16 protein-coding genes are annotated in these 20475 nt (G+C 73.0%); 6 read left to right on the forward strand and 10 right to left on the reverse strand.

The genetic code is table 11. From position 1 onward, the window contains the following. Positions 1-38 precede the first annotated feature (38 nt). From H7H31_RS04720 to H7H31_RS04735, 4 genes are all read right to left on the reverse strand, one after another. Positions 39-1112, reverse strand: a complete 1074-nt coding sequence (locus tag H7H31_RS04720; protein ID WP_187061374.1) for a DUF2510 domain-containing protein — start codon at positions 1110-1112, stop codon at positions 39-41. A gap of 122 nt (positions 1113-1234) precedes the next feature. Continuing rightward, complete coding sequence (locus tag H7H31_RS04725) at positions 1235-2056, reverse strand: 3-oxoacyl-ACP reductase (RefSeq protein WP_187061375.1); 822 nt, start codon at positions 2054-2056, stop codon at positions 1235-1237. Between the two features lies 1 nt (position 2057). Next, positions 2058-3440: an aldehyde dehydrogenase family protein gene (locus H7H31_RS04730; protein WP_232109684.1), complete on the reverse strand. Its 1383-nt coding sequence runs from the start codon at positions 3438-3440 to the stop codon at positions 2058-2060. 11 nt (positions 3441-3451) lie between these two features. Then, on the reverse strand, positions 3452-4819 hold the full coding sequence (locus H7H31_RS04735; protein ID WP_187061376.1) for a glutamine synthetase family protein: 1368 nt from the start codon (positions 4817-4819) through the stop codon (positions 3452-3454). A 90-nt stretch (positions 4820-4909) separates the two neighbouring features. Here H7H31_RS04735 and H7H31_RS04740 point away from each other — a divergent pair, with 90 nt between their 5' ends. The 3 genes from H7H31_RS04740 (at position 4910) to H7H31_RS04750 (ending at position 8200) form a co-directional block, all read left to right on the forward strand. Further along, the gene (locus tag H7H31_RS04740; protein ID WP_187061377.1) at positions 4910-5674 is read left to right on the forward strand and encodes a FadR/GntR family transcriptional regulator; all 765 of its coding nucleotides are present in this window, start codon (positions 4910-4912) and stop codon (positions 5672-5674) included. Positions 5675-5910: 236 nt separating this feature from the next. After that, positions 5911-7458, forward strand: a complete 1548-nt coding sequence (eat, locus tag H7H31_RS04745; protein WP_187061378.1) for an ethanolamine permease — start codon at positions 5911-5913, stop codon at positions 7456-7458. A gap of 13 nt (positions 7459-7471) precedes the next feature. Next, on the forward strand, positions 7472-8200 hold the full coding sequence (locus H7H31_RS04750; protein WP_187117785.1) for a gamma-glutamyl-gamma-aminobutyrate hydrolase family protein: 729 nt from the start codon (positions 7472-7474) through the stop codon (positions 8198-8200). On the opposite strand, the gene H7H31_RS04755 is transcribed toward H7H31_RS04750, so the two are convergent. From H7H31_RS04755 to H7H31_RS04765, 3 genes are all read right to left on the reverse strand, one after another. After that, positions 8197-8874: a contact-dependent growth inhibition system immunity protein gene (locus H7H31_RS04755; protein ID WP_187064357.1), complete on the reverse strand. Its 678-nt coding sequence runs from the start codon at positions 8872-8874 to the stop codon at positions 8197-8199. The two genes, H7H31_RS04750 and H7H31_RS04755, sit on opposite strands and share 4 nt — an antisense overlap. A gap of 14 nt (positions 8875-8888) precedes the next feature. Further along, positions 8889-11018, reverse strand: coding sequence for an RNase A-like domain-containing protein (locus H7H31_RS04760; RefSeq protein WP_187064358.1), 2130 nt, complete (start codon positions 11016-11018; stop codon positions 8889-8891). 129 nt (positions 11019-11147) lie between these two features. After that, positions 11148-12116 carry a LysR family transcriptional regulator gene (locus tag H7H31_RS04765; protein WP_187064359.1) on the reverse strand — a complete coding sequence of 323 codons (969 nt, stop codon included), beginning with the start codon at positions 12114-12116 and terminating at the stop codon, positions 11148-11150. Between the two features lie 70 nt (positions 12117-12186). On the opposite strand from H7H31_RS04765, the gene H7H31_RS04770 reads away from it, so the two are divergent. Further along, a complete protein-coding gene (locus H7H31_RS04770) occupies positions 12187-13365 on the forward strand; it encodes a TDT family transporter (protein WP_187064360.1) in 1179 nt (392 codons plus the stop codon). A gap of 78 nt (positions 13366-13443) precedes the next feature. Here H7H31_RS04770 and H7H31_RS04775 read toward each other — a convergent pair whose 3' ends face one another. The 3 genes from H7H31_RS04775 to H7H31_RS04785 all read right to left on the reverse strand — a co-directional run bounded on the left by H7H31_RS04775 (position 13444) and on the right by H7H31_RS04785 (position 18250). Then, entirely contained in the window at positions 13444-14250 is an 807-nt protein-coding gene (locus tag H7H31_RS04775; RefSeq protein WP_222625484.1) for a helical backbone metal receptor, read from the reverse strand. Positions 14251-14406: 156 nt separating this feature from the next. Next, positions 14407-17019: an ABC transporter permease/substrate binding protein gene (locus tag H7H31_RS04780; RefSeq protein WP_187064361.1), complete on the reverse strand. Its 2613-nt coding sequence runs from the start codon at positions 17017-17019 to the stop codon at positions 14407-14409. After that, positions 17012-18250, reverse strand: a complete 1239-nt coding sequence (locus H7H31_RS04785) for a quaternary amine ABC transporter ATP-binding protein (protein ID WP_187064362.1) — start codon at positions 18248-18250, stop codon at positions 17012-17014. The genes H7H31_RS04780 and H7H31_RS04785 overlap by 8 nt, the downstream gene beginning before the upstream one ends. 257 nt (positions 18251-18507) lie before the next feature. Here H7H31_RS04785 and H7H31_RS04790 point away from each other — a divergent pair, with 257 nt between their 5' ends. Beyond that, the gene (locus H7H31_RS04790; protein ID WP_187118215.1) at positions 18508-19440 is read left to right on the forward strand and encodes a 5'-3' exonuclease; all 933 of its coding nucleotides are present in this window, start codon (positions 18508-18510) and stop codon (positions 19438-19440) included. A gap of 45 nt (positions 19441-19485) precedes the next feature. Further along, a complete protein-coding gene (locus H7H31_RS04795) occupies positions 19486-20346 on the forward strand; it encodes a siderophore-interacting protein (RefSeq protein WP_187064363.1) in 861 nt (286 codons plus the stop codon). Positions 20347-20475 lie beyond the last annotated feature (129 nt).

Consider the following 20475-nt stretch of genomic DNA (forward strand, 5'->3'; position numbering starts at 1 on the left):
GGGTGGGCGCGGCCCGCGTGGTGCGGGCCGCGCCCGGCTCACACACCCTCGCCGTCGCCCGTCGCCGGCTCGATGCCACGGATGATCTCGTCCATGCTCGACAGCGGCGGGGCCGCGGAGCTGACGTCGAAGCCGAGCCGCACGACGACCAGGTCCGCCTCGGCCGCCGGCTGGCCGGGCTCGGGGAAGACGACAGTCTGCACGTAGCCGTCGTCGCCCTTCCTGGTGTTCGCCTTCCACCGCACCAGGTACCCGGGTTGGCCGGCGACCGTGACCTCCTCCGCCTTGAGTTCCTGGTGCCCGTCGAGCCCGCCGTACGCGGCCGGTTTGCCGTCGTTCTGACCGGCGCCGTACGACTCCTCGGCGTTGCGCGCGATGTCCTCCCGGGCGATGCCCTCGGGCGTCTGGGACCGGTAGCCCTTGCCGGCGGCGCCGAAGGTGAACACGCCGCCGCGCACGCAGCGCGAGGCCCCGTCGCCCGGGCACGGGTAGGGCGAGGTGGTGATGCCGAGGCCGTCGGCGTGCGGCGGGGACGCGGTCCACTGGTCCAGGATCGGCACGGCGATGCCGTTCGCCGGGTCGACGGCCACCCGGCTGTCGCCCCCCGGCGCCTTCGGCGATCCGGAGGCGCCGTCGCCGTCGTCGCCCGAGCCGCCCGAGCCGCCCGTGCCCTCGCTCGGCGCGGGCGCGCCGAGCGAGGGGCTCGGCCCGGCCTCGTCGCCCTTGTCGCCGCCGTCGTCGCCGCCTTGCAGGGCGATGACGCCCGCGACGACGGCGGCGACCACGACGGCGGCCACGCCCGCGATCACCGCACCGCGCCGGCCACGGCCGGCGGGCGGACCAGCGGGCGGCGGCCCGCCCGGGTAGCCCGGCGGCTGTCCCGGCGGGGGGCCGTAGGGCGCTGGGCCCTGCGGCGGGCCGTACGGAGCCGTGCCCGGAGGCGGGGGCGCGGGGGCGTACGCGCTGGGCGCCGACAGCATGGTCTGCGCGTCGTGCACCGAGGGCGCGTTGCGGCGCCCCTCGGTCCACCCGGCCCCGTCCCACCAGCGCTCGGGGGCGGGCCCGTGGCCCTGGTGGTCGGGGTCGGGGTACCAGCCGGGAGGTGTCGTCATGCTCACCCCCGCACCCTATGACCAGCCCGGGGCGCGGGACAGCGGCGCGGCGGGCCAACTCCGCGCGCGGCGCGGGAGGCTGGCGCGTCCCGGCCGGGTCCGGCCGGCTCGGGTCGGCTCGGTCAGAGCGGGGTCACGTACGCCCCGGCGATGCCGCCGTCCACCAGGAACTCGGCGGCGTTGACGAACGACGCGTCGTCGCTGGCGAGGAAGGCCACCGCGGCGGCGATCTCCTCGGGTTCGGCGAACCGGCCGACGGGCACGTGCACCAGACGGCGGGCCGCGCGCTCGGGGTCCTTGGCGAACAACTCCTTGAGCAGCGGGGTGTTCACCGGGCCCGGGCACAGCGCGTTGACCCGGATGCCCTCGCGAGCGAACTGCACGCCCAGCTCACGCGACATCGCGAGGACGCCGCCCTTGGAGGCGGTGTAGCTGATCTGCGAGGTGGCCGCGCCCATCACGGCCACGAAGGAGGCGGTGTTGATGATCGAGCCCCTGCCCTGGGCCCGCATGTAGGGCAGGGCCGCCTTGCAGCACAGGTAGACCGAGGTGAGGTTGGTCTGTTGGACGCGCTGCCAGGCGGCCAGGTCGGTGGTGAGGATGGAGTCGTCGTCGGGCGGTGAGATGCCGGCGTTGTTGAAGGCGATGTCCACCGAGCCGAAGGCGTCGTGCGCGGCCTTGAACGCGGCCTCCACCTGGTCCTGGTCGGTGACGTCCACGCGCACGAACAGGCCGCCGACCTCGTCGGCCGCGGCCTCGCCGGCCCGTTCGTCGATGTCGGCGCAGACCACGCGCGCGCCCTCGGAGGCCAGTCGGCGGGCGGTGGCCAGGCCGATGCCGCTGCCCGCGCCGGTGATCACGGCCGTACGGTCCACCAGGCGGCGGCAGACCGGAGCGCTCGTGGCGGCCGAGGGGCGCGCGGCCGGGGCCGGGGTGTCGGTCACGTCAGTTCTCCTCGGTGCTGATGAAGACGTTCTTGGTCTCGGTGAAGGCCGCGAGCGCGTCGGGGCCGAGTTCGCGGCCGAGCCCCGAGTGCTTGAAGCCGCCGAACGGGGTCCAGTAGCGCACGCTGCTGTGCGAGTTGACGGAGAGGTTGCCGGCCGCGACGGAGCGGGCGACCCGGACGGCGCGACCCACGTCGCGGGTCCACACGGAGCCGGCGAGGCCGTAGTCGGTGGCGTTGGCCAGCCGTACCGCGTCGGCCTCGTCCTCGAACGGCAGCACCACCGCGACCGGCCCGAAGACCTCCTCGGTGGCCACCCGGCTGTCGGGCGCCGCCTCCAGGACGGTGGCCGGGTACCAGAAGCCCTTGCCGGCCGGGGCCCGGCCTCGGATGGCGGCGGGGGCGTCCTCGCTGACGAAGGAGCGCACGCGCTCCCGGTGGGCCGCGGAGATCAGCGGGCCCATCTGCGTCGCGGGGTCGGCCGGGTCGCCCACCCGGAAGTCCTGGACGGCGGGTTCGAGGAGTTCCAGGAAGCGGTCGTAGACGGAGCGCTGGACCAGGACGCGACTGCGGGCGCAGCAGTCCTGGCCGCTGTTGTCCAGGAAGGAGGCGGGGGCGGCGCGGGCGGCGCGTTCGATGTCGGCGTCGGCGAAGACGATGTTGGGGCTCTTGCCGCCGAGTTCCAGCGTGAGCCGCTTCACCCGTGGCGCGCAGCGGGCCATGAGCTGCCGGCCGACGGCGGAGGAGCCGGTGAAGACGACCTTGGCGACGTCGGGATGGTCCACGAGCGCGGTGCCCACCACCGGTCCCGCGCCGAGCAGCACCTGGAACAGGTCGGGTGGCAGCCCGGCCTCGCGGCCGAGTTCGGCCAGCCGCAGCGCGCTGAGCGGGGTGGCCTCGGCGGGCTTGAGGAGGACGGCGTTGCCGGCGGCGAGCGCGGGGGCCAGGCCCCAGGCGGCGATCGGCAGCGGGAAGTTCCACGGCGCGATGACGGCGACCACGCCGAGCGGTTCGCGGAAGGTGACGTCGAGGCCGCCGGGGACGGGGATCTGCTGGCCCAGCAGCCGCTCCACTCCCCCGGCCGCGTAGTCGAGCAGGTCGCGGGCGTTGCCGGCCTCCCAGCGCGCGTTGCCGACGGGGTGGCCGGCCTCGCGCACCTCGATGTCGGCGAGTTCCTCGATGTGCTGGTCGACGGTCTGGGCGAAGGCGCGCAGCGCCCGGGCGCGCTCGCCGGGGGCCAGCGCGGCCCAGGTGCGCTGGGCGGCCACGGCCCGCGCCACGGCGGCCGTGACCTGCTGCGGGGTGGTGGCGGCGACGGTGGCGATGACCTCTTCGGTCGTCGGGTTGATGACCTGGTGCTCGGTCGGGAACTCCGCGTCTGCCAACGGTGGTCTCCTCACATGCGTTCGAAGGAGCGGAAGCGCTCCCAGTCGGTGACGGCGGTGTCGTACGCCTCCTGCTCGACGTGCGCCATGCGCAGGTAGTGCTCGACCACCTCGGTGCCGAAGGCGGTGCGCGCGAGGGCGCTGCCGCGCCACAGGTCGGCGGCCTCACGCAGGGTCGCGGGCACGCGCTCGGCGTCGCTCGCGTAGGCGTTGCCCGTGACGGGATCGGGCAGCTCCAGCGCGTTGTCGACGCCGTGCAGTCCGGCGGCGATCATGCCGGCGACGGCGAGGTAGGGGTTGACGTCACCGCCGGGGAGCCGGTTCTCCAGCCGGTGGCCCGGGCCGCGGCCGATGACGCGCAGCGCGCAGGAGCGGTTGTCGGGGCCCCAGGCGACGGCGGTGGGCGCGAAGGAGCCGGGCCGGAAGCGCTTGTAGGAGTTGATGTTGGGGGCGTAGAGGAGGGTCAGTTCGCGCATGGCCGCGAGTTGGCCGGCCAGGAAGTGCCGCATGGTGGCGGACATGCCGTACGGGGCGCTGTCGTCGGCGAGTACGGGGCGGCCGTCCGCGTCCCGCAGCGAGAGGTGGATGTGGCAGGAGTTGCCCTCGCGCTCGTCGTACTTGGCCATGAACGTGAGCGCGCTGCCCTCCTGGGCCGCGATCTCCTTGGCGCCGGTCTTGTAGATGGCGTGCTGGTCGCAGGTGGTGAGCGCCTCGTCGTAGCGGAAGGCGATCTCGTGCTGGCCGAGGTTGCACTCGCCCTTCGCGGACTCCACGGTCATGCCGGCGGCGTCCATCTCCAGGCGGATGCGGCGCAGCAGCGGCTCCACCCGGGCGGTGCCGAGTACGGAGTAGTCGGCGTTGTACTGGTTGGCCGGGGTCAGTCCGCGGTACGCGGCGTCCCACGCCTCCTCGTAGCTGTTCTGGAAGATCATGAACTCCAGCTCGGTGCCCACGTAGGCGCTCCAGCCGCGCTCGGCGAGCCGGTCGAGCTGTTGGCGCAGCACCTGGCGGGGCGAGGCGGGCACCGGGGCGCCGTCGTGCCAGCCGAGGTCGGCGATGAGCATGGCGGTGCCCGGCTGCCAGGGGATGCGGCGCAGCGTGCCCGGGTCGCCCCGCATGGCGAAGTCGCCGTAGCCACGGTCCCAGGAGGACATGGCGTAGCCGTCCACGGTGTTCATGTCGACGTCGACGGCGAGCAGGTACGTGCACCCCTCCGCGCCGTGCTCCAGCACCTGGTCGAGGAAGAATCGGGCCGCGAACCGCTTGCCTTGGAGCCGGCCCTGCATGTCGGTGAAGGCGAGGACGACGGTGTCGATATCGCCGGCTGCCACGAGCCTGCGCAACTCGTCGACCGAGAGCGGGGGCGTGCGAACTGCCACGGGCGTGCCTCCTGTCGGTGCGTCCGAAGGTCATAAGGTAGGCCCGTAGACCATTGGTTGGGAAGTAGCCGTGGCCGGGAGGGCGGGTCGATGGACACCGGGACGAACGCACAGGGGAGCGCGCTGCCGCACGGACCCGCGCGACTGAGCCACCTGGCACCGGTGCTGCGGCCGGTGCGCGCCGGCAACGGCTTCGAGGAGGCGCTGGAACAGATACTCCAGGTCGTGCGGCTCGGCCTGGTCCCGGAGGGCGAACGCCTGCCGTCCGAGCGGGAGTTGGCCGAGCGCCTGCGGATCAGCCGGGTGACCCTGCGCGAGGTGTTGAAGGTCCTCCAGGACCAGGGGCTGGTGGAGAGCAGACGCGGCCGGTACGGGGGAACGTTCGTGCTGGCCAGGCCGGCGACGGGCGGCCCGCGGGCGGAGTTGCGGCGCCGGGGGGCGGACGTGGACGTGGAGGACACGCTGCGCTTCCGCGAGGTGCTGGACGTCGGCTCGGCGGGTCTGTGCGCGGCCCACGACCTGGGTCCGGAGCAGCGGCGGCGGGTGCGGGCCGCGTTGGACGGCACGCGCGACGCTGCCCCGCAGGACTACCGCAGGGCGGACACGCTGTTCCACCTCGCCCTCGCGGGCCTCTCCGGCTCCCCCTCGCTCGCCGCCGAGTACGCGGCGGTACGGGCCCGCCTCAACGACCTGCTCGACTGCATTCCGCTGCTGGTGCGGAACGTGGAGCACTCGCAGGCCCAACACGCCGCGCTCGCCGAGGCGGTGCTCGACGGTGACGCGGACGGCGCCCGCGAGATCATGCGCGAGCACTGCGCGGGCACGGCGGCGCTGCTGCGCGGCTTCCTGTCCTAGCCGCCGCGCCGGCCTCCCGCGCGTAACAGCCCTACGGGGCAAGGCCGTTGCGGGAGGTCACAGGGTCGGGCGGCGGCTCGGCAGGCGCGGGCGGGCGGCGCGTACGCCGGGGCGCGCGGGTTCGGCGGGCGGCCGACCGGCGCCCGCCCACAGACCGTGCGTGGGTCTTGCGCATCCGCGAGCGGGACCGCAAAGGTATGCAGTCACACCTTTCCTCCGGCAGGCGGGAGCGGCCCATGGCCGACGAACCTGAGCTGACCACCTCACCCACGGGCGGCGACGAGCCGGAGAGACCGGACCAGGGCCGCGGCCCCACGCTCCCGCAGGCCGTGCCCGCGGCCCGCGCGGCGGAGGCGGGCGAGGGCGCGGACTCGCGCGCCGCGGCGTACCTGGAGCGGCGCTCCCTGCGCCGGGGCAGCGCCGGCCCGCTGCTGCTGACCGGGCTCGGCGTCGCGTACGTCGTCTCGGGCGACTTCTCCGGCTGGAACGCGGGCCTGGCCGAAGGGGGCTTCGGCGGCCTGGCCATCGCCGCCGTCCTGATGGGGCTGATGTACACCTGCCTGGTGTTCTCGCTGGCCGAGCTGGCGTCCGTGCTCCCCACCGCGGGCGGCGGCTACGGCTTCGCCCGCCGCGCGCTCGGCCCCTGGGGCGGGTTCCTCACCGGCACCGCGATCCTCATCGAGTACGTGCTGGCCCCCGCCGCCATCGCGCTGTTCATCGGCGAGTACGTCGAGTCGCTCGGCCTCTTCGGCCTGGAGTCGGGCTGGCCCGTCTACCTGGCCTGCTTCGTCCTGTTCGTCGGCATCCACCTGTGGGGGGTGGGCGAGGCGCTGCGGTTCATCCTGGTGGTGACCGCCGTCGCCGTGGCCGCGCTGATCGTCTTCGCGTGCGCGGCGGCCACGGAGTTCTCCGCGGGCTCGCTCAACGACATCCCCGTCGACCAGGACGCCTTCGGCGCGGGCTCCTGGCTGCCGTTCGGCATCCTGGGCATCTGGGCGGCGTTCCCGTTCGGCATGTGGTTCTTCCTCGGCGTCGAGGGGGTGCCGCTGGCGGCCGAGGAGACCCGCGACCCGGCGCGCACCCTGCCACGGGCGATGGCCTGGTCGCTCGGCATCCTGCTGCTGCTCGCGCTCGTCACCTTCGTGACGGCGACCGGTGCGCGCGGCGCGGCCGTCATCGCCGACGTCGGCGACCCGCTGGTGCAGGCGCTCCAACCGCACGGCGAGCCCACCACGGCCAGCCGGATCGTCAACTACGCGGGGCTCGCCGGCCTGGTCGCCTCCTTCTTCTCGCTGATCTACGCCGGATCGCGCCAGCTCTTCGCCCTGTCCCGGGCCGGCTACCTGCCCCGCGTCCTGTCCCTGACCAACCGCCGCAAGGCCCCCTACCTCGGCCTCGTGGTCCCCGGGGCGCTGGGCTTCGCGCTGGCGGCGGCGAGCGGGGACGGGGCGCGGATGCTGAACGTGGCGGTCTTCGGCGCCACCATCTCGTACGCCCTCATGACCCTGTCCCACGTCGTGCTGCGCTGGCGCGAGCCCCGGCTGCGCCGTCCGTACCGCACCCCGGGCGGCGTGCTGACCTCCTCGGTCGCGCTGGTCCTGGCCTGCTCGGCGCTGGTGGCGACGTTCCTGGTCGACCCGCGAGCGGCGCTGATCGCCCTTGGCGTGTACGGCGTGGCACTGGTCTACTTCGCGTGCTACAGCAGGCACCGGCTGGTGGCATCGGCACCCGAGGAGGAGTTCGCGGCCCTCGCGGAGGCCGAGGCGGCGCTGGCCCGCGACTGACCGGGAGGACGACGTGGCCAAGCCGCTCATCGGCATCAGCACCTACCTGGAGGACGACGCGCGCTGGGGCGTGTGGCGCCTGCCCGCCGCGCTGCTGCCGGCCGGATACCACCAACTCGTGCAGCGCGCGGGCGGCCTGGCCGCGCTGCTGCCACCGGACGGGGCGCCGGGCGCGGCCGACGAGGCGGTCGCCCGACTCGACGGCCTGGTGATCGCCGGCGGCCCCGACGTGCGCCCCGCCCGCTACGGGGCCGAGCCACATCCCAGGACGGGCCCGCCCGCGCTGGCCCGCGACGCCTGGGAACTGGCCCTGATCGCGGCGGCCCTCGACCGCGGCCTGCCGCTGCTGGGCATCTGCCGGGGCCTGCAACTGCTCAACGTCCTCCAGGGCGGCACCCTGCACCAACACCTGCCGGACGTGGTGGGCCACCCGCACCACGCCGGCCCACCCGGACAGTTCGCCCGACACGAGATCACCCCCGTCCCGGGCACCCTCACCGCCCGCCTGCTGCCCACCCCCGTGAGCGTGCCGACCTACCACCACCAGGCGGTGGACCGCGTCGCCCCGAACCTCACCCCCTCGGCCCACACGGCCGACGGCACCGTGGAGGCCCTGGAGTTCACCGCACCACGCCCCTTCGCACTGGCGGTGCAGTGGCACCCGGAGGCGGGCGACGACGACCGGTTGATGCGGGCGCTGGTGGGGGCGGCGGGTGGGGCCGCGCCCGTGCCGGCGGCCTAACCCTGTGCGTGGCGGTGGATGAGCGAGGCCACACCGTTGAGCCACTGCCGCAGCGTCTCGCCCTTCGGCGGACTCACCTCCATGCCCAGGGCCCGGGCCGCCAGGTCGAGCTCCTCGTCAGACCCCGCCACGGCGAGCACCTCGGACAGCTCGGTGAAGGTCCGCTCGAGCTCCTCTCGGGTGCTCCCGGCCAGGTAGTCCTCAACGGCCTCGCGATGTGACGCGTACTCGTACGAGAAATCCTGGTGGAAGTAGGCGCCGAGCAACTGAAATACCTCGGGGAAGAACTCGCCCCATTCCCAGCGCTTCTCCGGCCCCGAACCAGCCCATCGCTCGGGGTTTCGCAGCGCCGCTCGGACGTGATCTCGAACCAGGCTCAGGGACTCCTCGACGCTTCTGCCCTCTGTGGGACGTACGCGCGGCATCAGTTCCACCTCGTCGGCGATCTCGGGCGAGAACAGTCCGACCGTCAGCAGGTCGTCGAGTTCCCGCAGAAGGCGCGCGCCCCGCGCGGGGAAGCGCGTGACGACGCGCAGAAAACCCCGCAACGCCGGCCCCGGTGTGTCCGGTGTGTCGGTGAACGAGTTTCCTGTCTGGCCATAGGCGCGCAGCAGGTTCTGGACTTCATAAAAACGGTAGCCTGGCCCTGCAGAGGAGTAGGTCATTGCGGTCATCCAGACGAGATCGGCTAAGGAATTGGATAGGAGGTCAGCACTCGATAACCAGATGCTGCGGTTGGGTCGCGCTTGAGAATCACTTTGACTTTATTGACCCAGCTCGGCGGCTCCCCTCTCAGGTAACCGTCTCTCGTGAGAGAGAGCCCAGTACGTTCACCGAACTGCACCTCCGGGAGGGCGAGTTTCGACCGCGTCCCAGCGAGCCACTGCCTCACGAGTTGCTGATGCCGCATCAGTGTCTCATCTGTAAATCGTTGAGCCGACTCCCTGTTGATGAAGCGCGAGTCCGCCGCGAGGCCGGGGTTCGACCTCAGCCTCTTTCGCATGTCCCGTGTCGATTTCTCCACGTGACGTTCGATGGTGTGAGATCCATTCCTTCCCTCGTCGCCCTTGATGTCGGCCCGGTGCTCCGGTTTCGTCTTTCCCTTCCGCTTTTCGCGAGGCCAGGCGTTCCGGGTTTCGCCGGGCGGACCGCTGCCACTGGTGCCCGCCGACATGAGAACCACACCCAGCACACCGAACGCCGTGGCATGGGTCGCGGCTTCGACGGTGAGGGCGCGCATGGCGCCGGTGCCGGCGAGAGCAAGGCCGCCGCCGGGCGGAAAGAGCGCGAGGAGCGCGAGCAAGAGCATGGCGAAGCCGAGGTAGGCAAGGAAGTTGTCCAACGCGTCCAGCAGGTGGACATTGCGGATGACCTTGTCGTCAGGGCTCAGCCCCTCCTGGCTCATGCGACCGAGCAACACGGCTCCGGCGGTGAGCGCCCCGAGCGCGGTGCACAGCCGAAAGCGGACGACGGCCCGCGCTTCGGCCAGCGCGAACATGCCGGTCACCCGCCAGGTGCGGAGCATGTCGATAAGTTGCCAGGCGATCCATACGAACGCCGCCATGCCGAAGCCCATGAGCACAGCGGGCCCGTTGCCGGTCTCGAAGCGGTTCTGGAGACTCGCGGTGGCGGGGAAGGAACCCACGAGGAGGAAGAGCGCGGCCGGGGCCATCAACGCCAGGGAGACGGCGACGAACCACACCCGCCGCCCGTCGCGCATGGCGCGAGCGGCCCGCCACGTCGAGCGCACCCCGATGCCTCGCCATGCGTGCAAGTGATCGGACGCGTCGATCTGTCGAGCGGACCAGGCGACCGTGCGGTACAGGGTCTCGGCTCCCGGGTAGGGTCCGCGGTCCACGCCGTACAGCAAGGCGCGGCGCATCCGGGCGAACCGAAGGGCGATGAGCATCGACCACGGCAGGCGCCACAGCCCGTACCCGCCGAGCGCCTCCAGCCCGACGCGGCCAGCCCGTTCCGAGCCGATCAGCACGCCGGGCAGCGCGCGCTTGGCCCGGCGCGACTGCCCCAGGTCAACACCTATCGCGATGGCCAGGCAGAGCAGCGGGACGACCCACAGGACGGCGTCGGTGTCGGCCACCCACGCCTGGATATCGCGATCGGAGCGGTGGGCTGCGGAGTAGTTGACGAGGAGGTGCTGGGCGCATGCCGCGCCGATGGGCAGGAGGCCCGCGAGCCGCAGCCAGCGCCGGCCCCGTACCAGGATGCCCACGCCGAGCCCGCAGAGCGCGGAGAAGACCAGGTGTTGACTGGTCTCGGCCACCGGGTGGGTCGCGCCGAGGTCCAGGGTGCCGAACGGAGCGGGAAACCAGGCGGAGAAGACCTGGTCGGGTCCCGGGATGTAGGGCGGGGTGAGACTGGTGGGGATCAGCCAGCCACCGGCCGAGTGTTCTGTCGCCCGATCCGCGTCCAGCCCGTACCGGGAAACCGCCTCCAGCAGCCCGAATCCGGCACCCAGCGCGCCGCCGGTCACCACGTGGTCGGTCAGCCCCCACTGCCGCCTGAGCTTGCGACTCCCCGCCACCAGGAGCAGCGGGGCGACCTTCACCACCTCTTCGAGCACCGGGTCGACGGTGTAGCTCGCGCGCTCCACCGCCTCGCGCAGCGCTCTGCCGTCCGGCTGCTCGGCGACCGCGCGGGTGTACGCGTACTCCAGTAGTGCGGTCGCCGCGCCGCAGCCGTAGACCCCCACCGCGATCGCCAGCAGCACGGTGGTCACCCGTATCGACCGCGTCGGGGTGGACAGCACCAGCAACTGCGCCACGCCGTACACGGTCGCGGCCACCATCAGAACCGTCACGCGCGGCCCCCCGCCGTCGCCCCGAGATCATGACGCTAGGAGGGCGAACGCACCCCGCACAAGGCGGACTTGAGCCGTGCTCGGTCAGCAGCGCGTCCCGGCGGCCGTCCGCCAGGTCGGGCGGTCCCGCTACCCACCCCGCCGCGTCAGGCTCAGCAACTCCCGCGCCGGGCCCGCCGGGCGTTCGCCGATCGGCCAGACGGCGCGCAGCTCGCGGCGCAGTGGTGCTCCGTCGACCGGGATCTCCACCAGGCGGTGCGCCGACAGCTCGTCGCCCACGGCGAGTTCGCTCAGGACGGCGGGGCCGGCGCCGCTGACGGCGGCGGACTTGACGGCGGTGGTGGAGGCCAGTTCGAGCAGCGGGTCGGCGAGGCCGCCGTGCGCGCGTAGCGCCGCGTCCAGCACCTGTCGGGTGCCGGAGCCGCGTTCGCGCAGGATGAGTGGGGTGGCCGCGAGCTCGGCCGCCGGAACCGGGCCGCGGCGGCGCGCCCAGGGGTGGGCGGGGGCGGTGACGACCACGAGCCGGTCCCGGCCGATGACCGCCCCGTCCAGTCCGGCCGGCGCCCCCGTGCCCTCCACGAAGCCCAGGTCGGCCTCGCCGTCCTGGAGCCGGCGGGCGACGACGGCCGAGTTGCCCGCGAACAGCGACACCGCGGTTCCGGGCCGGCTCGCGCGCAGCGCGATCAGCCAGCCGGGCAGCAGGTACTCGGCGATGGTCATGCTCGCCGCGACCCGCAGCCGCGAGTCGCGGCGGTCGCGTAGCGCGTGCGCGCCCGCGTCGAACGCCTCGGCCGCCTCGACGACGCGCCGCGCCCACTCGGTCACCAGCGTCCCGGCATCGGTCAGCCGCGAACCGCGCGGCGAGCGCTCCACCAGGGTGACGCCGAGTTGCCGCTCCATGGCCCTGATCCGGCCGCTCGCCGCGGGCTGGCTGATGCCGGTCTCCCGCGCGGCGCGGCCCAGGCTGCCGAGCCGGGCGACGGCGAGCAGCAGTTCCAGGGCGCCGAGGTCGGGCACCCGGTGGGCGAGCGGCGTTCGCGGGGCGTCCGCTCCCCCGTCAGCCCCCGAACCACCGGTCCCGCCATCGCCCTGTGTCATAACTTCAGCTTATGCCCTCATAGCCACGGGGGCCCTGGTCAGCGCGGTGCGGGCGGGGCACCGTGGGGGCATGGTCACCCTCGCTCCCGCGGGCCCGCGCCCGCTCATCGCCGACCGGATCAGCGTGCGCCCGCTCGGGCCGAACTGGTACGCCACCGTCATGGGCACGGCCATCGTGGCCACGGCCGGCGTCGCCCTGCCGATCGACGTGCCGGGGGTGCGCGCGGCGTGCGGCGCGGTGTGGGCGCTGTCGGCGCTGCTGCTGGTGGCGTTGCTGATCGCGCGCGCCGGGCACTGGGCCCGCCACGCCGACCAGGCCCGGGCGCACCTGCTCGACCCGGCCGTCGCCCCCTTCTACGGGTGTCTGGCGATGGCGCTGCTCGCGGTCGGCGCGGGCACCCTCGCGGTCGGCCGGGACCTCGTCGGCACGGGGGCCGCCGTCGCGGTGGCCGGCGCGCTGTGGGTGGTGGGCACGGTGGTCGGCCTGTTGGCCGCGGCGGGCATCCCGTACCTGTTGATCACCCGGCACCGCGTCGGCCCGCGCGACGCCTCGCCGGTGTGGCTGCTGCCGGTGGTCGCGCCGATGGTGGCCGCCGCCACCGGCCCGGCGCTCGTCTCGCACCTGCCCGCCGGCCAGTGGCGGGCCGCGCTGTTGCTGGTCTGCTACGCGCAGTTCGGGCTCAGCCTGCTGGGCACGCTGGTGCTGTTGCCGGCCATCGTCGCCGGCCTGCTGCGGTACGGGCCGCCGGCGCTCGCCCTCACCCCGACGCTGTTCCTGGTGCTCGGGCCGCTGGGGCAGTCCACAACTGCGGTGACCCACCTCGCCGACGCCGCGCCCGGCGCCCTGCGCGCCGACCACGCGAGCGCGCTGGCCGGTTTCGCGTTGCTGTACGGCGTGCCGGTGATGGGCTTCGCGCTGTGGTGGCTGGTGCTGGCCGGGGCGCTGGTGGTGCGGGCCGCGCGGCGCGGCATGCCGTTCGCGATGACCTGGTGGGCGTTCACGTTCCCGGTCGGCACCTGCGTGACCGGCGCCGCCGGGCTGGCCCGGCACACGGAGCTGGCGGCGCTGCGGTGGCTGGCGGTCGGGCTGTACGCGGTGCTGGTCGCGGCCTGGGGGGTGGCGCTGGCGCGCACTGCGCGCGGCGTCGTCAGCGGCGCCCTGCTGCCGCCGCCGCTGACCCCGGCCCCGGCCGCCGCCGTGCCCGCCGCCCTGCCCGCGTCGCCGGCCGCGTCCCCGGCCCGGGTCTAGGCCCGGCTCGGCCCGCGACCGGCCGCGCCGGCGTGCCCGGTCGCGCCCGTACGCGTACCCCGCTGAGCGGCCGACGGGTCAGCGGGCCCGCCGCAGCGCCTCGGCCAGCACCGCGGGGGCCTGTGCCAACGACGGCCCGTACCAGGTGAGATGGCGCCCGCTGACCAGCGCGGCGGGCAGGTCGGGGAACGCCTCGGGGCCGTCGTCAGCGGTGAAGCGGTACGGCTCGTCGGGCAGCACCACCAGGTCGGCGCCGCTGGCCCGCAACTCCTCCAGCGGTACGCGGGGGTAGCGCTCGGCGTGGTCCGCGTACAGCTGGTGGACGCCGAGGCGCGTCAGGAGGTCGCCGGCGAAGGTGTCGCGGCCGAGCACCATCCAGGGCCGGCGCCACACCGGCACCACGGCGCTGCGCCGCTGGCCGGTGGCGTCCGCGGCCACCTGGCGCCAGGCGCGCTCGGCCGCGTCGAGCCAGTCGGGTCTGGCGAGCCCGCAGCCGTCCACGAGCACCCGGTGCAGTTCACTGAACGCCTGCTCAAGACCGCGTACCTCGGTGACCCAGACGTCGAGGCCGGCGGCGCGCAGGGCGGCCAGGTCGGGTTCGCGGTTCTCCTCCTCGTTGGCGATGACCAGGTCGGGGGCGAGGGCCGCGATGCGCGCGGTGTCCGGGTTCTTGGTGCCGCCGACGCGCTCCACCGCGAGGTCGGCCGGGTGGCTGCACCAGTCGGTGGCGCCGACCAGCAGCCCGGGGGCGGTGACGGCCACCGCCTCGGTGAGCGAGGGCACGAGGGAGACCACCCGCCGCACGGCCGGGCGACGCTCTGGGCGGTCGCGACGGTCTGGGCGGTCGGAACGGTCGGGGCCTTCGGGTCGGCTGGGTCCAGGCATGTGCCCCACCGTACGGCGCCGCCGTGGCCCGGAGGGTTCCGGGCCACGGCGGCGTGCGGAGGCCCCGCGGCTGCGGCACGGGGCGACCGCGCGCGGTGCGCGGCGCCCCGTGCCGCCTCGTGAGCGGCCGTGCCGCGGGGCGGGTTCAGCGGGCGGTTACTTCACCGGCGCCATCTTGTCGACGATTCCGGGGTGGGCGTCCATCCACTTCTGCACGCCCTCCTCGATCTTGCCCTTGCCGGCGTCCTGAATGGACGCCTCAAGGCCGGCGAGTTCCTTCTCGGTCATGTGCCATTCCTTCAACCACCCGTAGAACTCCGGGTATTTCTTCGGGAAGGACTTGTGACCGAGCGAGCGGATCTCGTTGTTCTCGCCGAACGCCTTCTTCGGGTCGGCGAGTTTGGTCAGCTCGTACTTGCTGTAGGCCCAGTGCGGGGTCCACAGCACGGCGATGATCGGCTCGCGCTTCTTGTACGAGCGCTCCAGTTCGGCCAGCATCGCGGGCGATCCGGCGCTGGTGACCTCGTACTCCCCGTCCAGGCCGTACGCCGGCAGCACCTTGTCCCTGAGCAGCTTCATCTGGCCAGTGCCCGGCTCGATTCCGACGATCTTGCCCTTGAACCTGTCGCCCTTGCCCTTGAGGTCCGCGAGGGACTTCACGTCCTTGACGTAGGAGGGCACCGCCAGTTCGAGCGAGGTCTTGTCGTACCACGCGCCGATATCGACGAGGTTGTGCTTGTACTTGTCCCAGTACTGTTTCTGGGCCACCGGCAGCCAGCCGTCGAATTCGACGTCGATCTGGCCGGCCGCCATTCCCGTGAACATCGAGCCGACGTCGTACTGCTTGATCGACGGCTTGTAGCCTCGGCGTTCCAGGACGTTCTTCCACAGGTAGGTGGTGGCGATGTCCTCGTCCCACGGGAAGTAGCCGATGCGCGGCGCGGCGCCCGCCTGCTTGCCCTTGGCCTCGGCGCCGGCGACCGGGGCGATCTTGTCGATCATGCCCGGGTTCTTCTCCAGCCAGGCGCGCACGCCCTGCTGCTGGTTGCCCTTGCCGGCGTCCTGGATCGCCTGCTCCAACGTGGTGAGCTGCTTCTCGTCGAGCTTGAAGCCCTTCATCCACTCGGCGACCTGCGGCTCCTTCTGTGCGAAGCCCTTGCGCGCCAGCATGTGCAGGCGGTCACCGGAGCCGAACGCGCCCTTGGTGTCCTTCAGCTTGGTCAGGTCGTACTTGCTGTACGCCCAGTGCGGCGACCAGAGGGTGACCGCGACCGGCTCCTGCTTGGCGTAGGAGCGCTCCAGTTGGGAGAGCATGCCGGCGGTGGAGCCGCTGACGAGCTTGTACTCCTTGTCCAGGCCGTAGCCGGGCAGCACCTTGTCCTTCATCAGCTTCATCTCGCCCGCGCCGGGCTCGATGCCGATGATCTTGCCCTTGAAGGTGCCCCCCTTGCCCTTGAGGTCCTCCAGCGTCTTCACGCCCTTGACGTACGAGGGGACGGCGACCTCAAGCGACGTCGGCCCGTACCAGGAGCCCAGGTCGTCCAGCTTGTCGCGGTAGTTCTTCCAGTACGACTCGTGGGTGACCGGCAGCCAGGAGTTGGTCTGCACGTCGATGTCGCCCGCGGCCATGCCGGTGTAGAGCGCGCCGACCTCGTACGACTGCACCTTGGGCTTGAAGCCGCGCTGTTCGAGGACTTCCTTCCACAGGTACGTGGAGGCGACGCCCTCGTCCCAGTTGATGTAGCCGATGTTGAGCGAGCGGCCCTTGCCGACGTCGGCGGTGACCTCGGGGCCCTTCTCGTCCTCGCCGAAGACGTTCATGCCGCCCGCGACGAGCGCGAGGACCACGACGCCGACCGTGGCGAGCGAGGTCGCCGGCCGCCACTGGAGGACCTTCAGGCCGCTGGCGGCGGCGTTGCGCTTGGCGATGGCGCGGCGGCCCAGTGGCGAGACCCGCTCGCCGAGCGCGCCGGTCATGCGGTCCAGGTACATCGCGAGGATGACCACCGCGAGGCCGCCCTCGAAGCCGAGGGCCACGTCCACGGAGCTGATCGCCTCGAAGACCGAGGAGCCGAGCCCGCCGCCGCCGACCATGCCGGAGATGACGACCATGGAAAGGGCCAGCATGATGGCCTGGTTGACGCCGGCCATGATGGTGGGCAGGGCCAGCGGGAGCTGTACGCGCACCAGGGTGCGGCGCGGGCTGGTGCCGAACGCCTCGGCCGCCTCGACCAGTTCCTCGTCCACCTGGCGGATGCCGAGTTCGGTCATCCGCACGCTGGGCGGCATCGCGAAGACGATGGTGGCGATGGCTCCGGGGACCACGCCGACGCCGAAGAAGAAGATGCCCGGGATCAGGTAGACGAAGGCGGGCATCGTCTGCATGAAGTCGAGGACGGGCCGCAGCATCGTGCTGACCGTGCGGCTGCGCGCGGCCCAGATGCCGAGCGGGACCGCCATCACGATGGTGATGAAGCCGGCGACCAGCACCAGCGACAGGGTCTCCATCGCCTCGTCCCACTGCTGGATCGAGTCGATGAGGGCGAAGCCCGCGAAGGCCACCACGCCCGCGACCAGCCCGCGCAGCCACCAGGCGATGACCGCCAGGATGCCCGCGAACAGCAGCGGCTCGGGCGCGGACAGGACGTCGTGCACGCCCTCGTACATGCCGTCGACGACCTTGGCGATGAAGTCGAAGAGCCAGTCGAGGTTCTCCCGGAGCCAGGTGATCCCCGAGTCGATCCACTTGCCGATGTCGAGCCTAGGCACCCGCGGTCACCTTGCCCTCGGCCGTGCCGTTGCCCGTGGAGCCCTGCGCGGCGTCCTTGTTCACGTCACCCTGATCCGTGTCGCTCTTGTCGCTCTTGTTCGTAGCGCCCCGGTCCGCGGCGTCCTTGCCCAGGTGTGGGCCCGGTGGCGCGGCGGTGGGCTCGGCGGTCTGGGTGGGCTCGCCGAGTACGGCCAGCAGTCGGGCGGCCGGTACGAGCCCGATCAGCTCGCCCGCCTCGTCCACCACGGCGACCGGCTCGGAGCTGGCCGAGCAGGGCGCGAACAGCTCGATGATCGGGGTGTCGGCCAGGACGGTGGCCGGCGCCGCGGCCAGCATCTCGCGCGCGGTGCGCGGCGTGGCGCCGTCCGCGCCGGCGAGCGCGCTGGCGGGCTCGGCCATGATGGCGCCCGCGGTGAGCACCCGGGAGCGGTCCACGTCCTGGGTGAAGGAGGCCACGTAGTCGTTGGCCGGGGTGACCAGGATGTCCTGCGCGTTGCCGATCTGGACGATCCGGCCGTCGCGCATCACGGCGATCTGGTCGCCGAGCCGCATGGCCTCGTTGAGGTCGTGGGTGATGAAGACGATGGTCTTCTTGAGCCGCTTCTGGAGTTCCAGGAGCTGGTCCTGCATGTCGCGCCGGATCAGCGGGTCGAGCGCGCTGAACGACTCGTCCATCAGGAGCAGGTCGGCGTCGGTGGCCAGCGCGCGGGCCAGGCCCACGCGCTGCTGCATGCCGCCGGAGAGCTCGTCGGGCCAGGAGTTCTCCCAGCCGGCGAGGCCGGCCAGCTCCAGAGCCTCCTTGGCGCGCGCCTCGCGGTCGGCGCGGGGCATGCCCTGCACCTCGAGCCCGTAGGCCGCGTTCTCCAGCACGCTGCGGTGCGGGAAGAGCGCGAAGTGCTGGAACACCATGCTGATCTTCCGCGAGCGCACCTCGCGCAGCTCGCGCGCGCTCAACCGGGTCAGGTCCGTGCCGTCGTAGAGCACCTGCCCCGCGGTCGGCTCAAGGAGGCCGTTCAACATGCGCAGCAGGGTCGACTTGCCCGATCCGGACAGTCCCATGACAACGAATATCTGGCCCGCCTCGACGGCGAACGACGCGTCGATCACGGCCGCCGTCGTTCCCTGGGAGCGCAGCTCGTCACGGCTAGCACCGCCCTCCAGGGCGGTCACGGCCGCCTTCGGTCGCCTACCGAAGACCTTGTACAAGTGCTCGGCTCGCAGCCTGGACACATACACCTCTCGGGTCGAACTCAAGAAACGACCCAGCCCCCGGTGGGGGCTTCCCGCCGGGGGGCGAGAGACAGGTCGTGGAGCGGGCGGTTTCGGCCCGCCTGACCACGTGCCCAATGCAATAGTTGAATGCGCTACAGGGTCCGCTCCGGGACGGCGCCTGCCCGGAAGGTCCCGGAGCAAACCCTTTGTGTCCCACCTCACAAACGCCGCCCGTCTGATCGGTACGGCATGATCGGGCCGTGACCCGACGCCTGATGCTCCTCGACACCGCCTCCCTGTACTTCCGCGCCTACTTCGGCGTGCCCGACTCGGTGCGCGCCCCGGACGGCACGCCGGTCAACGCCGTGCGGGGGCTCCTCGACTTCATCGCCCGCCTGGTGGACGACCACCGCCCGGACGACCTGGTCGCCTGCATGGACGCCGACTGGCGGCCCCAGTGGCGGGTCGACCTCATCCCCTCGTACAAGGCGCACCGGGTCGCCGACGAGCCGGCCGCCCCGCAGGGCGAGCACGTGCCGCACTCGGGCGACTACGAGGAGGAGGTCCCCGACACCCTCGCGCCGCAGGTGCCGGTGATCGAGGAGGTGCTGGACGCCATCGGCATCGCCCGGGTCGGCGTGGCCGGCTACGAGGCGGACGACGTGATCGGCACCCTCGCCACGCGCGCGAGCGGCCCGGTGGACATCGTCACCGGCGACCGCGACCTGTACCAGCTCGTCAGCGACGAGCGGCGGGCCCGCGTGCTCTACCCGCTCAAGGGCGTGGGCACGCTCCAGGCCGTGGACGAGGCGTGGCTGCGCGGGAAGTACGGCGTGGACGGCTCCGGCTACGCGGACCTGGCCCTGCTGCGCGGCGACCCCAGCGACGGCCTGCCGGGCGTGTCCGGCATCGGCGAGAAGACGGCCGCCAAGCTGCTGGCCGCCTACGGCGACCTCGCCGGCATCACGGCCGCCGCGGCCGACCCGACGTCCAAGCTCACCCCCACCCAGCGCCGGCGGCTGGCCGAGGCCGCGGACTACCTCGCCGTCGCGCCGCGCGTGGTCCGCGTCGACACCGACGTCCCGCTCCCCGCCTTCGACCCGGCCCTGCCCACCGCCCCGCGCCACCCCGCCGCGCTGGACGCGTTGACCGAGCGCTGGGGCCTGGGCACGTCGCTGAGCAGGGTGCTCGCCGTTCTCGCGAGATAAGCTGTTAGGTTAGGTAATCCTAACTTCCCTTTCCCAGGAGGCATCGTGACAGAGCGTCCGGCCCGCAAGCAGCCGCAGCTCCACCGGGGACAGGTGATCCGCACCGAGCGGCTCACCCCCCACATGGTGCGCGTGGTGCTCGGCGGCACGGGGCTGGCGAACTTCAGCGCGGGCGAGTGGAGCGACCACTACGTCAAGCTGCTGTTCCCGATCGAGGGCGTGACCTACCCCAAGCCCTTCGACATCCAGCAGATCCGCGCCGACATGCCGCGCCACCAGTGGCCGGTGACCCGCACGTACACGGTGCGCACCTGGGACCCGGTCAGCCGCGAGCTGGCGATCGACTTCGTGGTGCACGGCGACGAGGGCGTGGCCGGGCCGTGGGCCACCAGCGTCAAGGCGGGCGAGGAGATCTTCTTCCTCGGCCCCGGCGGCGCGTACGCCCCCTCTCCCGACGCCGACTGGCACCTGATCGCCGGCGACGAGAGCGCGCTGCCCGCCATCGCCGCCGCCCTGGAACGGCTGGCGGCCAGCGAGAACCCGGCGCCGGCCCACGTGTTCGTCGAGGTGGCGGACGAGGCCGAGCGCCAGCCGCTGGCCGAGGTGCCGGGCGCCACCGTGCACTGGCTCCACCGCGACGGCGCCCGCGTCGGCGCCAAGCTGACCCAGGCGGTACGCGACCTCGCCTTCCCGCCCGGCGTCCCGCACGCCTTCGTGCACGGCGAGGCCGGCTTCGTGAAGGAACTCCGCCGCCAACTGCGCGTCGAACACCAGATCCCGCGCGAGCGGCTGTCGATCTCCGGCTACTGGCGCCTCGGCCACAACGAGGACGGCTGGCAGGCGGCCAAGCAGGAGTGGAACCAGCAGGTGGAGGCGGAGCAGGAGCGCGGGCAGGCCGGCGCCTAGACCCGCGCCGCCCGCCTCCCCGTACGCCCGGTTCCCGCTCGGGACGGTCCCCGTTCGGGACGGTCCGCGTACGGGACGGTCCCCGTACGGGCGGCCCCGATCCACGACAGCGCCCGGCGCGCCGCGTCC

The sequence above is a fragment of the Streptomyces buecherae genome, from assembly GCF_014295035.1.
GTDB lineage: Bacteria > Actinomycetota > Actinomycetes > Streptomycetales > Streptomycetaceae > Streptomyces > Streptomyces youssoufiensis.